Source organism: Trichococcus sp. (genome assembly GCF_055118575.1).
Genome location: NZ_JBSQPW010000017.1, coordinates 67,487 through 81,476, shown reverse-complemented (window position 1 = coordinate 81,476; position 13,990 = coordinate 67,487). Strand labels below are relative to the sequence as shown.

Annotated in this window: 15 protein-coding genes, 1 tRNA gene and 1 other annotated feature (1 of these 17 only partly in view); of the genes, 8 read left to right on the top strand and 8 right to left on the bottom strand. The window is 49.4% G+C overall.

Going from position 1 to position 13,990, the window contains the following annotated elements; all coding sequences use genetic code 11:
• Positions 1 to 4 precede the first annotated feature (4 nt).
• Positions 5 to 88 (top strand) — tRNA-Leu (locus ACTCCX_RS06530).
• 302 nt (positions 89 to 390) lie between these two features.
• Here the strand turns inward: ACTCCX_RS06530 and ACTCCX_RS06525 are convergent.
• Positions 391 to 1,368 carry an aldo/keto reductase gene (locus ACTCCX_RS06525; protein WP_068562310.1) on the bottom strand — a complete coding sequence of 326 codons (978 nt, stop codon included), beginning with the start codon at positions 1,366 to 1,368 and terminating at the stop codon, positions 391 to 393.
• A gap of 183 nt (positions 1,369 to 1,551) precedes the next feature.
• Between ACTCCX_RS06525 and ACTCCX_RS06520 the strand changes: the two genes are divergently transcribed.
• The 4 genes from ACTCCX_RS06520 to ACTCCX_RS06505 all read left to right on the top strand — a co-directional run bounded on the left by ACTCCX_RS06520 (position 1,552) and on the right by ACTCCX_RS06505 (position 3,993).
• Complete coding sequence (locus tag ACTCCX_RS06520) at positions 1,552 to 2,310, top strand: carboxymuconolactone decarboxylase family protein (RefSeq protein WP_068562311.1); 759 nt, start codon at positions 1,552 to 1,554, stop codon at positions 2,308 to 2,310.
• Positions 2,311 to 2,327: 17 nt separating this feature from the next.
• Positions 2,328 to 2,684 (top strand): MerR family transcriptional regulator, encoded by a 357-nt coding sequence (locus ACTCCX_RS06515; RefSeq protein ID WP_463275243.1) that lies wholly within the window; start codon positions 2,328 to 2,330, stop codon positions 2,682 to 2,684.
• A 312-nt stretch (positions 2,685 to 2,996) separates the two neighbouring features.
• Positions 2,997 to 3,449 carry a MarR family winged helix-turn-helix transcriptional regulator gene (locus tag ACTCCX_RS06510; protein ID WP_463275242.1) on the top strand — a complete coding sequence of 151 codons (453 nt, stop codon included), beginning with the start codon at positions 2,997 to 2,999 and terminating at the stop codon, positions 3,447 to 3,449.
• Between the two features lie 25 nt (positions 3,450 to 3,474).
• Positions 3,475 to 3,993, top strand: a complete 519-nt coding sequence (locus ACTCCX_RS06505; RefSeq protein WP_086943746.1) for a spermidine/spermine N(1)-acetyltransferase — start codon at positions 3,475 to 3,477, stop codon at positions 3,991 to 3,993.
• A gap of 196 nt (positions 3,994 to 4,189) precedes the next feature.
• Here ACTCCX_RS06505 and ACTCCX_RS06500 read toward each other — a convergent pair whose 3' ends face one another.
• Positions 4,190 to 5,083, bottom strand: coding sequence for a MurR/RpiR family transcriptional regulator (locus ACTCCX_RS06500; protein WP_463275241.1), 894 nt, complete (start codon positions 5,081 to 5,083; stop codon positions 4,190 to 4,192).
• 227 nt (positions 5,084 to 5,310) lie between these two features.
• Between ACTCCX_RS06500 and ACTCCX_RS06495 the strand changes: the two genes are divergently transcribed.
• The 3 genes from ACTCCX_RS06495 to ACTCCX_RS06485 all read left to right on the top strand — a co-directional run bounded on the left by ACTCCX_RS06495 (position 5,311) and on the right by ACTCCX_RS06485 (position 7,977).
• On the top strand, positions 5,311 to 5,550 hold the full coding sequence (locus ACTCCX_RS06495; protein WP_463275240.1) for a SemiSWEET transporter: 240 nt from the start codon (positions 5,311 to 5,313) through the stop codon (positions 5,548 to 5,550).
• Between the two features lie 14 nt (positions 5,551 to 5,564).
• Positions 5,565 to 7,001: a 6-phospho-beta-glucosidase gene (locus tag ACTCCX_RS06490; RefSeq protein WP_463275239.1), complete on the top strand. Its 1,437-nt coding sequence runs from the start codon at positions 5,565 to 5,567 to the stop codon at positions 6,999 to 7,001.
• Positions 7,002 to 7,560: 559 nt separating this feature from the next.
• Positions 7,561 to 7,977 (top strand): methylglyoxal synthase, encoded by a 417-nt coding sequence (locus ACTCCX_RS06485; protein WP_068562318.1) that lies wholly within the window; start codon positions 7,561 to 7,563, stop codon positions 7,975 to 7,977.
• Between the two features lie 69 nt (positions 7,978 to 8,046).
• Here the strand turns inward: ACTCCX_RS06485 and ACTCCX_RS06480 are convergent, their stop codons facing one another.
• The 6 genes from ACTCCX_RS06480 to ACTCCX_RS06455 form a co-directional block, all read right to left on the bottom strand.
• Positions 8,047 to 9,234, bottom strand: a complete 1,188-nt coding sequence (locus tag ACTCCX_RS06480; protein WP_463275238.1) for an amidohydrolase — start codon at positions 9,232 to 9,234, stop codon at positions 8,047 to 8,049.
• A gap of 82 nt (positions 9,235 to 9,316) precedes the next feature.
• On the bottom strand, positions 9,317 to 10,174 hold the full coding sequence (locus ACTCCX_RS06475) for a MetQ/NlpA family ABC transporter substrate-binding protein (RefSeq protein WP_463275237.1): 858 nt from the start codon (positions 10,172 to 10,174) through the stop codon (positions 9,317 to 9,319).
• Between the two features lie 121 nt (positions 10,175 to 10,295).
• Positions 10,296 to 11,159 (bottom strand): MetQ/NlpA family ABC transporter substrate-binding protein, encoded by an 864-nt coding sequence (locus ACTCCX_RS06470; RefSeq protein WP_463275236.1) that lies wholly within the window; start codon positions 11,157 to 11,159, stop codon positions 10,296 to 10,298.
• Between the two features lie 78 nt (positions 11,160 to 11,237).
• Entirely contained in the window at positions 11,238 to 12,092 is an 855-nt protein-coding gene (locus ACTCCX_RS06465; protein ID WP_068562322.1) for a MetQ/NlpA family ABC transporter substrate-binding protein, read from the bottom strand.
• A 32-nt stretch (positions 12,093 to 12,124) separates the two neighbouring features.
• A complete protein-coding gene (locus ACTCCX_RS06460) occupies positions 12,125 to 12,805 on the bottom strand; it encodes a methionine ABC transporter permease (RefSeq protein WP_068562323.1) in 681 nt (226 codons plus the stop codon).
• On the bottom strand, positions 12,802 to 13,878 hold the full coding sequence (locus tag ACTCCX_RS06455; protein WP_068562324.1) for a methionine ABC transporter ATP-binding protein: 1,077 nt from the start codon (positions 13,876 to 13,878) through the stop codon (positions 12,802 to 12,804). Before ACTCCX_RS06455 ends, ACTCCX_RS06460 begins: the two co-directional genes overlap by 4 nt.
• 54 nt (positions 13,879 to 13,932) lie before the next feature.
• Positions 13,933 to 13,990: a binding site (T-box leader), on the bottom strand (it continues 193 nt past the right edge of the window).

The window sequence follows — 13,990 nt, the reverse complement described above, 5'->3', positions numbered from 1 at the left end:
TCATGCCGGCGTGGCGGAATTGGCAGACGCGCTGGACTCAAAATCCAGTGCCCGCGAGGGCGTGCCGGTTCGACCCCGGCCGCCGGTATCACAAAAGAAACAAGCCCAGAGAGATGGTTTCCATCTTTCTGGGCTTGTTTTTTTGGGCTCTCTGTCAAATGGTGCTGATGTGCGGCAAGTTTGCTTCGCACCACGGGATATCTGTACTCCGGTGAAGCTAGGGTTCGCCGAAGTTCAGATGTCGCTTACTCCACTCAATTCCGGTGAGCGGCCCTTAACCGGAACTGAGCGCTTGGATTGTTTCCGTACCTCCGGCGAATCACTCCTCATCGGAGGTACGGAACTCTCCAGCCTAAGCTATCTCGACTCATCCGCAGACTCTCATCGTTTCTATCTGTACCCCGTGATATTCCTCGGAACATAAGCTTCTTCCAAGTACTTGAGATCTTCGGCGCTCAATGCGACCTCGAATGCTCCTAAGGCATCATCCAGATATTTCACTTTTGTCGCGCCGATCAGCGGGGCAGTGACGTAGTCTTTGCTCAGCATCCAGGCAGTCGCAACTTGTCCGCGGGTGATGCCGCGCTCATCGGCCAATTTATGGACCCTTGAAATGACCTCATTGTCGGAAGCCACAATGTATGCAGGCAGATCGGCTTGTACGGCTTGGCTGGCGCGGGCTGTGATGGCGCCGATATCCCTCGTCAATCTTCCTCCCGCCAACGGGCTCCAAGGCGTCATCGCCACTTTTTGGTCCTGCAGTAAAGGGATCATTTCGCGTTCTTCTTCCCGGTAAAGCAGATTGTACAGGTTCTGCATGGAAACAAATTTCGTCCAGCCATTTTTCTCGGCGATGAATTGGGCTTTCGCAAATTGCCAAGCATGCATGGAAGAAGCTCCGATATAACGCACTTTCCCCATTTTCACCAAGTCGTGCAGGGCTTCCATCGTCTCTTCGATAGGCGTGCCGTAATCCCAGCGGTGGATGATGTACAGGTCCAGATAATCCGTCTGCAATCTTTTCAAAGAGTGATCGATTTCGGCGAAGATGCTTTTGCGGGACAAACCTTTCGCGTTCGGTCCGTCGAACATCGGGAAATACAATTTGGAAGCCAGGACGATTTCATCGCGGTTGGCGAAATCCTTCAATGCCTTCCCGATGATCTCTTCGCTGGATCCAGCTGAGTACAAGTTTGCAGTATCGAAGAAATTGATTCCGGAGTCCAAAGCTTTTTTGATGACTTCGCGGCTTTCCGCTTCACCTATCGACCATTTTTCGCGACCGCGTTCCGGTTCCCCGAATCCCATGCAACCCAGACAGAGTTTTGAGACTTCCATACCAGTATTCCCTAATTTTACATATTCCATGATAGCGCCTCCAAATGTTTGTTTTTATTATACCCCTATTGTAACTGTTGGAGTTCACTCCAAGACAAGTGTTTTATGCTGAATAAAAAAATATTGTTGAATAGCTACGGTTACGGTTGACTTGGAGCCCACTCCATGCTCTACACTGTGAGTAACAAAAGGATGAAGCTGGAGGAATGGAAGATGAAAATTAGCGAAACTGCCAAAAAGAACCATGATGAACTGTTTCCCGGGCACGTGTCGATATTGGCTGAAAAGGATCCGGAATTTATTGAAGTTTTTGATAATTTCGCGTTTGATGAAGTGCTGCAATACACCAGTTTGGATGTGAAGGAAAGGCAGAAAGTGCTGTTGGCTGCTTTGATCGCCATGCAGTGCGTGAACGAGTTCAAAGCGATGGCGAAGGGTGCTTTGAATGTAGGCGTCACGCCGGTTGAGCTGAAGGAGATCGTCTATCAGGCCGTCCCTTATGCCGGCTTGGGGAAAGTGTTCGATTTCCTGCATGCGACAAATGAGGTGTTGGAGGAAAGAGGGATCGTGCTGCCTTTGGAGGGACAATCCGCCACGACTGTCGAAAACCGCTATGAGAAGGGTTTGGAAATCGTCCGCGAGGCTGCGGGGGATACAGTGGACAACATGTTGAACACGATGCCGCAGAACCAGAAGCATTTCGCCACTTTTCTGGCGGATAACTGTTTCGGCGATTTCTTTACGCGCAACGGGTTATCGATCCAGGAACGAGAACTGCTGATCTTTACTATGCTGGTTTCGATGGGCGGAGCTGAGCCGCAAATGAAGGGGCATATCCGCAACAACCTCCGCGTCGGCAATGACAAGCAAAAGCTGCTGGATACGATCACAGTATTGCTGCCATTCATCGGGTATCCGCGGACGTTAACGGCGTTGAATTGCCTGAATGAAGTCGCTCCGGAAGAAAGCTGAAAGCGCAGGGGATAAAGATGAAAATCGCTCAAGTCAGCAAAGAGAAGAATATTTCGCTTGATGGTTTGCGTTATTATGAAAGGATCGGGCTGATTCCTCCCGTGAAACGGATCAAAGGCGGCATCCGGGAGTATTCGGATGAAGATCTGAAGTGGCTGGATTTCATGATGGAGGTGCGATCTGCGGGGCTGTCGATCGAACCGTTGATCGATTATGTGCGTCTGTGTGGCGAAGGCTTCCATACCGTTCCGGCCAGGCGGGATCTGTGGGTCGACGAGTGCGACCTGCTGGAAGAGAGGATCCTCGGACTGCAGGAAACCTTGGCAAAAATGAAAGGGAAAGTAGATCATTATAATGGGATGCTTAAAGGATAGGGTTGGGACTTTTGTTCCAGCTCTTTTTTTTGTGCCAGTTTCATCCCGGGAACCTTGTTATCCGCTGGGACAGCGAGCGTTGTCGGATAAACTGGGAAAATCCGACAAACAGAGAGCAAATATGATCATAAGTGTCGGATGCATTGGAATATCCGACAAGTTGAGAGAGAACGTGCCGCGCATTGTCGGATAACTTGGGAATATCCGACATCTGGAGCGCGACCTCTCTATTTCTTTAGGTCTTTTTATTGCAAATGCAACAAAAATCCGTTATGCTTTATCTAAATTTCCCGAAGAAAGCAGGTGGGTTGTATGGCGGAAATTCTCCGCGAAATCGGTATGATTTCCAGAGCTTTGGATTCGATCGCCAACATCGAGTTCAAGGAGTTCGACTTGACGAGGGGGCAGTACTTGTATCTCATCCGGATCTGCGAAAATCCGGGCATCATCCAGGAAAAGTTGGCGGAAATGATCAAAGTTGACCGCACGACGGCTTCGCGCGCCATCAAAAAACTGGAAGCGAACGGGTTCATCGAGAAGAGAGCCGATGCCGCTAACAGAAAAATCAAACGGATCTTCCCGACGGAAAAAGGCAAAGCGATCTCCCCGAACATCAGCAGGGAAAATGAGCACTCGGAACGGGTGGTGCTGCAGGGATTATCGGAAGAGGAAGCGACGGTTCTCAGCGGACTGCTCCAAACGGTCCGAAAAAACGTCGAAGGCAACTGGGAATACGTGAAAAAAGGCAACAAACGAAACTACTGAAGCAAAGATAAGGAGTGCATCATATATGGCAATCACACTGAAAAAATGCGGAAGCGAAGATTTGGCGGATCTTCAAGCAATCGGCATCGAAACGTTCACGGACACTTTCGCGGCCCACAACACGCCGGAAGACCTGCAGGCTTACCTGGATAAGGCCTATGATCCGGAAAAGCTGAAGGAGGAGCTTTCGACTGCAGGTTCGACCTTCTATTTTCTGTATGACGGAGAGGAACTTGCGGGCTATATGAAGTTCAATGTCGATGCAGCCTTGACGGAAGAGATGGGTGCCGATTCATTGGAAGTGGAGCGGATCTATATCCGACCGGCCTTCAAGCGCAGAGGGCTCGGGAAATATCTGATCGATAAAGCGATTGAAATCGCCCGCGCGCAAGGCAAGCAACTGATTTGGCTGGGCGTCTGGGAACACAATGTGAATGCCATCGCTTTTTATGAAAAAATGGGCTTCGTCCGTACCGGCTCGCATTCCTTCTTTATGGGCGAAGATGAACAGACCGATTTCATCATGACGAAGAAGCTGGGCTGACCAGCACACAAAAAACCATCGCCGGGTAGGGGCGATGGTTTTTTGCGGTTGCTCTTTACATTGGAGGAGTAAAGAAGAGAACAGGGTAAAAAGATTGTTTAATTGGCTTGTCTTTATAATAGGCCCCACGTGTGAAAAAAGCGTGAAGAAAATCTAACTTATTTTTGCTGTTTTTACGGACACAATTGATATTTTATCATCTAGAAGCGTGGTCCTCTTCCTTGATGATATCCACCGTTGAGGATCGGCCAGCTTCGATCATCTTGGAAGTGCTGATCCGCAGCTGCAGGTTGGCATCGTAATCGAGCGCGAAGATGCAGGAATAGAGCACATCCAGCAGGTACACGATGGCGCTGTCGGTGGAGAAGGTAGCGATTTTTGAATAGAGCTTCTCCCTTGTGGAAATCCTGAGGACGCAATCCGCCATCCGCGCCGTCGTGTTGTCCCCGATGTTGGTGATGGCGATGATGGGGATCTTGTTCGCTTTCAAATATTGGATCGTTTCGTTCAATATCGAAGTTTCCCCGGAATAGGAAACGATGATCGCGCAGGAGGACGGATCCGCCAGGTGCGCCTTGAAGATCGTTTCGCCCTGCAATGAACAGATTTCGACCCGTTTTTTGATCCGCGACATGTTGTGTTGGAATTCCTGTGTGATCAACAGGTTGTTGCTGACTGCAAAAAGACTGGTATAGGAAGACTTCCGGATAATCTGGACGGCATTCTGCAGGTCGTCATGGGTGATCAGCGACAAGGTATCATCGATGGATTCCTTTTCCAAGGCAGCGATTTTACTTGCAATCGACATGATGGTATCATTACGTTGAAAAGGCAGATTGGCGTTTATTTCACTGAAATGTTTCTGTAAATATTCTTCTTCTTTCAAGAAGGCTTCCTTCAAATCGCTCCAGCCGCTGAAGTTCATCTTGTGGGCAATCCTTACCAATGTGGAAGGAGAAGTGTAAGTTGCCTCGGCAATCTCTTTGGTTGTCATTTCCTCGATGGCCGCTTTCTTCTCCAGTATATAAGTTACTATCTTTTGTTCGCTGTTCGAGAAATCAAAATTCTCCAGCCGTTCTCTTATGAGCATCCGCATCCCCCTCTCATATGTTTCTGAACCTCAAGACCATCCTATCATATTTGTGAATGTTATTTGATAATCTGGATCAAAAAAATGGGAAATTTGTAAACGGTGTTACGGAGTGTCCAGAAGTTATTGTCTTTGGTCCGCTATCCATTATAATCGAGTTGTAAAAGAATGTAGCAGTCTCACTTGTCATTTGAGTCGCGCATCTATATCGGTAGGGGGAGAATATAATGATAGGGTTCATCGCAGCTGTTTTAACAACGTTGTCCTTCGTTCCGCAAGCGTGGCAGATCATCAAAACAAAGGACACTTCCGGCATTTCGTTGGGTATGTACTCCATGTTTGTGGTCGGTGTGTTTTTATGGTTGATCCACGGATGGAATATCCAGGATTATGCCATCATTGCAGCGAACGGCATCACCTTTGTACTGGCATCCATTATCTTGGCTTATAAAATCAAATATAAATAAGAGGAGAGATCATTATGGCATTGGATAAAGACTTTTTATGGGGCGGCGCCTTGGCAGCCCATCAGTTTGAAGGAGGGGTTCTGAACACTTCCAAAGGCTTGAGCGTGGCAGACGTCATGACAGCCGGAGCACATGGTGTTCCCCGCGTCATCACGGATGGTGTAGTCGAAGGCAATTATTACCCGAACCACGTCGGCATTGACTTCTATGGCCGCTATAAAGAGGATATCGCTTTGTTCGCCGAGATGGGCTTCAAGTGCTTCCGTACATCGATTGCCTGGTCGCGCATTTTCCCGAATGGTGACGAAGCGGAACCGAATGAAGAAGGGCTGCAGTTCTACGATGATGTTTTCGATGAATTGTTGAAATACGGGATCGAACCGGTCATCACACTTTCCCACTTTGAGATGCCATACCACTTGGCTAAGGAATACGGCGGTTTCATGAACCGCAAGACGATCGATTTCTTCGTCAACTTCGCGGAGGTCTGCTTTAAGCGCTACAAAGACAAAGTGAAATATTGGATGACCTTCAATGAAATCAACAACCAAATGAACTACAAGAACGACATCTTCGGCTGGACCAACTCCGGTGCGCACTTTGGCGATTATCCGAATCCGGAAGAAGCGATGTACCAATGTGGGCACTATGAATTGGTCGCCAGCGCTTTGGCTGTCAAAATCGGCAAAAAGATCAACCCGGATTTCCAAATCGGGAACATGATTGCGATGGTTCCGATCTATCCGTATTCTTGCCGCCCAGCGGATATGGTGTTGTCGAACCAGATGATGCACGATCGCTGGTTCTTCTGCGATGTACAATGCCGCGGCCACTATCCGGCTTACGCCTTGAAGATGTTCGAACGCAAAGGCTTCAATCTGGACATCACCGAAGCAGACAAAAAAGCCTTGGCTGAAGGCACAGTGGATTATATCGGCTTCTCGTACTACATGAGCAACACTGTCGATTCGACCGTAAACAAGGACGTATCGAAATCTCTGGACGGTTCCAGCGCACATTCTGTGAAAAATCCATTCATCGAAGAGTCCGACTGGGGCTGGGCGATCGATCCGGAAGGCTTGCGCTACACCTTGAATCAGTTCTATGAACGCTATGAAAAACCATTGTTCATCGTCGAAAACGGCTTCGGCGCAATCGATGTCAAGGAAGAGGACGGCAGCTGCCATGATCCTTACCGCATCGACTACCTGAGATCGCATATCGAAGAAATGAAAAAAGCTGTCGAAGAGGATGGCGTCGATCTGATGGGCTACACACCTTGGGGCTGCATCGACTGCGTATCTTTCACGACAGGCGAAATGAAGAAACGCTACGGCTTCATCTATGTCGACCGCGACAACGAAGGCAATGGCACGCTGGAAAGAAGCAAAAAGGACTCCTTCGACTGGTACAAGCAGGTTATCGCTTCCAACGGTGAAGAGTTGGCTTAAATTTTATGCATGAAAAAGCTCAGCGGGATCGCGATATCCCGCTGAGCTTTTTTGTCGTTCGGTAATTTGGGCGTCCTGCGTGCCAACGCAGCTATGGGGCTCTCCACCTCCGGCCAAGCGAGGCTCGCCGGAGGTGGAGATAGATTATTCCGATCAACTACGGCGAGGCGGGCCTCATCGGAGATAGAAGCTAGAATGCTACCTCAGCTCCGGCGGAACAACCACTCACCGGAGCTGGCGTGCCCTGGATAGTCTATTGGTATCCGAGTAGGCATCCCGCCTACGCAGAATGAACAAAAAAACCACCGCTCATAAAGCGGTGGCATAAAGGAGTTGTTCTTTACTTTGGAGGAGTAAAGAAGAGTAAAAAGATTGTTTGTGATTGGCCTATCTGTATAATAGTCCTGAATTGTGAAGAGAATATGAAGAAAACCGTATTTATTTTGGTTAATTTAAGACTAAAAAGAAAAATAGTGCGACCGGTTCGACCATAAAACACAGCTTAATTGCAACATGAAATGATATACTATTATTATAAAAATTGCAGGGAGGAAATTGAATGAAAGTAGCATTAATTGCGCATGACCGTAAAAAAGATTTGATGATCCAGTTATGTACCGCCTATAAAGCAATTCTGCAAGAACACGAATTGTTCGCGACAGGAACGACCGGAACCCGTATCATGGAAGCGACCGGGCTGGATGTGCACCGCTTCAAGTCAGGTCCACTCGGCGGGGATCAACAGATCGGAGCCATGATTTCGCAAAACGAGATGGATGTGGTCATCTTCCTGAGGGATCCGTTGGCTGCTATGCCGCATGAACCGGATGTAACCGCTTTGATCCGTCTGAGCGATGTCTATGAAATCCCGTTGGCCACCAATATCGGCACAGCCGAGGTGCTGCTGCGCGGGCTGGATGCCGGCTTCGTCGATTGGCGCGAATTCTACAATGCGGAAGGCACTATTCAGTTCTGATAAGATTATGCGTAAAATAAAAATGCGCCGCTCTGTTGGGAAATCCCAACGAGCGACGCATTTTTTGTCTTAGAATGGATCTTTCAGAAAGGACAGCGCATAGGAAACGTGCAGTTCCGTCGCGATGGCCAGGCCTTTTTCATCAATGTCAAATTTCTCGTGATGATGGCCGTAAGCCGTTTCCTCGCTGCTTTGCGTGCCGACGAAGCAGTAGACTCCGGGCGCGACCGCCAAGTAATCCGCGAAATCGTCAGCGCCCATGCTTTTCGGGCTGTCGGTGATGACGTTCTCGATGCCGACGATGTCCGAGGCGACCCGGATGGCATGGTTGGCTGCCTGGATATCATTGATCAGCGGGGCCGCGGCATCGTAGTTGGAGAATTCGATGGTTGTGCGGTGCGCATCCGAAACATTCCGGGCGATCCTTTCGACGGCTTCCAGCACTTGCGCACGCACTTCATGGCTGAAGGTGCGGACGGTGCCTTCGATTTCGGCTTCGTTGGCGATGATATTGTAGTTCGTGCCGGCGCGCATCACGCCGATGCCGACGACGACTTCGTCAGTAGGGCGGACTTCCCGCGCCACGATCGTCTGCAGTTCCGTGACGATGGCGGCGGCGCTGACCAAGGCATCGCGGCCCAGATCCGGACGCGAGACATGCCCGCTCTTGCCGGAAACTTTGATTTTGAAAATGTCGCAGGATGCATTTGAGGGGCCCGGTGTCGCGACGATCTTGCCCAGTTGCGTGCCGGATTGGAGATGGATGCCGAAAACATGGTCGATGCCGTCGATATGGCCGCCGCGCACAAATTGGCGCGCGCCGCCGCCAATTTCCTCGGCCGGCTGGAAGGCGAACTGAATCGTCCCCGCAAATGTATTCTGGCGCTCTTTCAGTATTTTCAGCGCACCCAATAGGGAAGCCGTGTGGCCGTCGTGGCCGCAGGCGTGGTTGAAGCCTGGATTGACGGATGCGTATGGTTTGCCGGTCTCATCAGGCAGCGGCAGCGCATCGATAACGGCGCGCAGCAGAATGGTTTTGCCGGAGCCTTTTCCGCCCGTCAATGTGGCCAAGATGCCGGTCTCGCCGACATTGATGTAGGGCACGCCGATTTCTTCGACTTCCTCCTTGATGCGTTGGATCGTTTCGAATTCCTTCAGGCTCGGCTCCGGATGGCGGTGGAAATGGCGGCGGAGGGCGACGATGTAATCATAGATGTCGGATACTTCTTCGTGGATCTGTTTTTGGATGATGGTCATGGATGAGTCCTCCTCGAATTTTGATAGGAAAGGGGCTGTGGGCAAATGGCCCAAGCCCCTCGAAATCGTTTGATTATCTATATTATTTTGCTTCGTGCCAAACCGGGAATTGCGAACCTTTTGAAGATTCTTCGATGACTTTGGCCGTTCCTTCTGATTGGTAATAGTCCACAATCGTTTGGAAGGCTTCATTGTCGACATCTTCGGCAAGGGCTGCGATGACGTTGTAGTATGGTTTGGAATCTTCCGTAACCGGCTCAAGGAAGACGGCATCTTCGCTCGGGATGAAGCCGGCGTCAACGGCCATGCCGCTGTTGATGACGGAAGCTGTCACGTCCTGCAAAGCGCGGGCTGTTTGGTTGGATTCAAGCGTCTGGAACTGCAGGTTCAATTTGTTTTCGACGACATCTTCGGTTGTCGGAACCAAACCTGCTTCTGGATCAAGTGTGATCAGACCGGCTGTCTGCAACAGGATCAAAGCGCGTCCTTCGTTGGAGACATCGTTCGGGATGGCAATCGTGTCGCCTTCCTTAAGCTCGCTGATGTCGGTGATTTTTTCGGAATAAAGCCCTAATGGAGCCATTACCGTATAGCCGATGGTCGTCAATTGCGTTCCATGATCTTTGTTGTAGTTGTCCATGAAGATCTCTGTCTGGAACGAACTCAGATCGATTTCACCTTCGGCCAAAGCATTGTTAGGAGTCGTATAGTCGGTGAATTTGACTAGTTCCACTTCAATGTTCTCTTTTTCTTTCAGCTCTTCGATAACGTAGTCCCAAGGCTCGTTGACCTCGCCGACGACGCCCAGTGTGACTTTTACAGGTTCCTCTTTATCTACAGCGGAAGAATCACTGGAGGTATCGGATGCTGTATTGCCGCAGGCGGCAAGGAAAAAGCTGGCTGAAAGGGTCAATGTTGCAAAAAATGTCTTATTTTTCATTAGAAAAGGGCTCCTTTGTATATAAAGATAGCATCAAGAGCGGCGCGAAAGAAATGCACCGGCTTGATGCTACTCGTAAGTTTTTTATGGTTTCAGGCTATTGAAGAAGAAAAGGTTTCACTTAGTCCCAAACTGGGATATCTGTGTTTGCAGTCGTTTCTGCGATCAAAGCTTTTGTTTCTTCTGTTTGGTATTCCGCTACAACTTTTTTGTAGACTTCATTGTCGACGTCTTCTGCACGGGCAGCCACAACGTTTTTGTAGATGTCCAAGACTTCCTGGATGTTGTCTGTATCCAAGTAAAGGGCATCTTCTGTTGGTACAAGCCCAGCATCGACCGCAAAGTTGGTGTTGATGACCGCAGCGCCTGCATCTTCAAGTGAACGCGGTAATTGTGCAGCATCCAATTCTTCGATGTTCAGGTTCTTAGGATTTTCGATGATGTCGTTAACGGTTGGTGCTGTGCCTGCTGCATTGTCCAAAGTGATCAAGTCAATGGCTTGCAGCAGCAACAAAGCGCGTCCGCCGTTGGTTACGTCATTCGGGATAGCGATCGTGTCACCGTCTTGAATTTCACTGTAATCTGCATATTTGTCAGAGTAGATCCCCAGTGGAGACACAAAAGTGAATCCAAGCGGTGTCAAGTCTGCATCGTTGTTGGCGTTATAGTTTTCCAGGAAAGCTACGTGTTGGAAGGCGTTCAAGTCGAGTTCGCCGTTGTCCAAAGCGATGTTCGGTTGGTTGTAATCAGTGAATTTGACGATTTCAAGGTCGATGTTCTCATCTTCCAGACGCTCTGCGACAGCTTCCCAGATTTCGACTGCGGATTCGCTGACCAGACCGATTTTGACTGTAGTTGGTTCTGCTGAAACTGTGCTGCTTGACTCTGCAGCGGACGAGTCAGCGGTTGTGCCGCCGTTTCCGCATGCTGCCAGGAATAGTGAAGCTGTAAGGACTAGGCCACCAAATAATTTACTCTTTTTCATATGAATTTCCTCCGATTTGTTTTTTATATTTTTACATCACGTCTGCAAACGTGATTTTTGTAAACAAGTGAATGGGTCTTACTGTTCCCAAGCGGGTACGTCATTGCCTTCAGTCACATCATCCAGAAGTGCTGCTGTTTCGGATGTTTGGTATTCCGCAACGACTTGCTTGTAGGTTTCGTTGTCGACATCTTCAGAACGTGCAGCTACGATGTTTTTGTAGACGTCCGCAACGCTTGCGATGTTGTCAGTATCCAAGAAGAGCGCGTCTTCTTTAGGATTCAGGCCGGAATCGGTAGCATAGTTTGTGTTGATGATCGCTGCATCCACATCCGGAAGGGAGCGTGCAACTTGTGCGGCATCCAATTCTTCAAAGCTGATGTTCTTCGGATTTTCGGTGATGTCATTGACTGTCGGTGTCGTTCCTTTCGCTTCGTCGACTTTGATCAGGCCGGTTGCTTGCAACAGCAAGAGTGCGCGTCCGCCGTTGGTCACGTCGTTAGGGATGGCGATTTTCGCTCCATCGGCGATGTCCGCATAGTCCGTCACTGTTTCAGAATACAAACCAAGTGGAGAAACATAAGTGAAGCCGATTGGAGTCAAGTCCGACTCGTTGTTGGCATTGAAATCTTCAAGATAAGCTACGTGCTGGAACGCATTCAGGTCGATATCGCCATTTTCCAAGGCCACGTTGGGCTGGACGTAGTCGCTGAACTGGACGATTTCCAATTCGATTCCTTTGGCTTCCAAACGGCTGGCTACATCTTCCCAGACTTCAACTTCGACTTCGCTGACTACGCCGATTTTCACTGCTTCAGCTTCTGAAGCGGCCGTGTCTGCTGCTGAGTCCGTGTTCGAGTCGCTGCTTCCGCAAGCTGCTAAAAATAGGGTAAGTGCTGCAACACCTGAGAATAATACGTTTTTCTTTTTCATGATTGATTTCCTCCGTTTTTGTTTTTTTTATATTAGTGACTAACTTTTTTGACCAAAGCATTTCCGATGGCTTGGCTGATGAATACGATGATCAGGATGATGATGGTTGCGACCAAGGTCACGTCGTTCTGGAATCGGTTGTAGCCACGCGTGATGGCCAGGTTACCCAAGCCACCGCCGCCGATGGCTCCAGCCATTGCCGTCAAACCGATCAGGTTGATGATCGTTACGGATGATACGCGGATGATGCCTGGCAAGCCTTCCTTCAGGTAGACGCGGAAGATGATTTCCCCAGGGCTGGCACCCATTGACTGTGCCGCTTCGATGACGCCTGCATCGACTTCCACCAATGCATTTTGGATCTGACGGGCATAGAAGGGAACTGTCGCTACAACCAGCGGTACAATCGATGCGGTCGTTCCGATCGAGGTACCGACCACGAGACGTGTGAACGGTACGATCAGTGCCATCAGGATGATGAAGGGCAGTGATCGGAAGATATTGACGAGCTTGTCCAGCACGTTGTACAGGTGTCTGCTCTCCAGGATGCCCCCGTCTTCGGTGACAACCAGGATGACGCCAAGGATAACTCCCAGTATACCTGCAATCAGTCCGGCCACGAGCGTCATGTATAAGGTCTCCCATGTGCTCTGGAGCACTTCATCCCAGATTTCAGAGACGTTAGGCAGAAATGTTGTGATGAATGTGTTCATTCTTCGTCTCCTCCTTTATTTTTCTTTTCGGCGATGATTTCTTCGGTGATGATTTCCACCGTTACACCATTATCCTGCAAGTAGCGGACGGCTTCCGCGATCGCTTCCGGTGTCCCGCTCAGAACGAGAAGCAGGGTGCCGACTGGTGTATCCTGGAGTATTTCTACGTTTCCGAAGAGGATATTGCCTTGGACATTGAATGTATTAGCCAGTTTTGCGATAAGTGGTTCGCCTGTGGAACCGCCGACGAATGAGAGCTTCGTCAGTACATCATGTTCGTTCAGGTTCAGGATAGTCGGGTGGGTGATGACCGTTTCGATGCCGTGTTCGACATGCGTCGCTGTATCGATGAAGTCCTTCGTCAATTGATTCTGCGGCTTCGTGAAGATATCCAGGATCGATCCGTATTCGATCACGCCGCCGTTTTCCATCACAGCCACTTTGTTGCAGATTTCCTTCACGACCTGCATCTCATGGGTGATGATGACGATCGTCAAGTTCAGTCTTTTGTTCAGTTCCTTCAATAAAGTCAGTATCGAAGAAGTCGTTTTCGGATCCAGCGCGCTGGTCGCTTCGTCACAAAGCAGCACTTCCGGGTCGTTCGCCAAAGCGCGGGCGATGGCCACACGCTGCTTTTGCCCGCCGGACAATTGGGAAGGGTATGCTTTGGCTTTTTCGGACAAACCTACTAATGAAAGAAGTTCCGCTACCTTGTCGTTGATTTCCTGTTTGCTTAAGGAAGAGTTCTTCAACGGAAATGCGACGTTGTCGTGAATGGTGCGGGAGCGCATCAGGTTGAAATGCTGGAAAATCATCCCAATTTTTTTGCGCGATTCACGCAGTTCCTTGTCGTTCAATGCCATCATGTCTTTTCCGCTCACGATGACTTTTCCTTCCGTCGGTCGCTGCAGAAGATTGATGGTCCTTACTAAGGTACTTTTGCCGGCGCCACTGTATCCGACGATGCCGTAGACGTCGCCCTTATCGACTTCCAGCGAAACATGCTGCACGGCATGGACGGCTTTGTTTTTGTCAGTTTTAAAAGTCACTGAGATATTCTGTAGACTGATCATGTATCTTTCCTCCTCTAATAAAAAAACATCCATCCTACATCAAAAAAATATGACGTTAAGGACGAATGCGGATGCTTCGTGTTACCACCTTTGTTCGAATCCCCCTCGCGGC

Bases quoted from the DNA above. Each gene is read 5' to 3' on its own strand.
- ACTCCX_RS06475 (WP_463275237.1), bottom strand. From the start codon at position 10,174: ATGAAAAATAAGACATTTTTTGCAACATTGACCCTTTCAGCCAGCTTT.
- ACTCCX_RS06470 (WP_463275236.1), bottom strand. From the start codon at position 11,159: ATGAAAAAGAGTAAATTATTTGGTGGCCTAGTCCTTACAGCTTCACTA.
- ACTCCX_RS06500 (WP_463275241.1), bottom strand. From the start codon at position 5,083: ATGCTCATAAGAGAACGGCTGGAGAATTTTGATTTCTCGAACAGCGAA.
- ACTCCX_RS06465 (WP_068562322.1), bottom strand. From the start codon at position 12,092: ATGAAAAAGAAAAACGTATTATTCTCAGGTGTTGCAGCACTTACCCTA.
- ACTCCX_RS06460 (WP_068562323.1), bottom strand. From the start codon at position 12,805: ATGAACACATTCATCACAACATTTCTGCCTAACGTCTCTGAAATCTGG.
- ACTCCX_RS06515 (WP_463275243.1), top strand. From the start codon at position 2,328: ATGAAAATCGCTCAAGTCAGCAAAGAGAAGAATATTTCGCTTGATGGT.
- ACTCCX_RS06510 (WP_463275242.1), top strand. From the start codon at position 2,997: ATGGCGGAAATTCTCCGCGAAATCGGTATGATTTCCAGAGCTTTGGAT.
- ACTCCX_RS06455 (WP_068562324.1), bottom strand. From the start codon at position 13,878: ATGATCAGTCTACAGAATATCTCAGTGACTTTTAAAACTGACAAAAAC.
- ACTCCX_RS06495 (WP_463275240.1), top strand. From the start codon at position 5,311: ATGATAGGGTTCATCGCAGCTGTTTTAACAACGTTGTCCTTCGTTCCG.
- ACTCCX_RS06485 (WP_068562318.1), top strand. From the start codon at position 7,561: ATGAAAGTAGCATTAATTGCGCATGACCGTAAAAAAGATTTGATGATC.
- ACTCCX_RS06525 (WP_068562310.1), bottom strand. From the start codon at position 1,368: ATGGAATATGTAAAATTAGGGAATACTGGTATGGAAGTCTCAAAACTC.
- ACTCCX_RS06490 (WP_463275239.1), top strand. From the start codon at position 5,565: ATGGCATTGGATAAAGACTTTTTATGGGGCGGCGCCTTGGCAGCCCAT.
- ACTCCX_RS06480 (WP_463275238.1), bottom strand. From the start codon at position 9,234: ATGACCATCATCCAAAAACAGATCCACGAAGAAGTATCCGACATCTAT.
- ACTCCX_RS06505 (WP_086943746.1), top strand. From the start codon at position 3,475: ATGGCAATCACACTGAAAAAATGCGGAAGCGAAGATTTGGCGGATCTT.
- ACTCCX_RS06520 (WP_068562311.1), top strand. From the start codon at position 1,552: ATGAAAATTAGCGAAACTGCCAAAAAGAACCATGATGAACTGTTTCCC.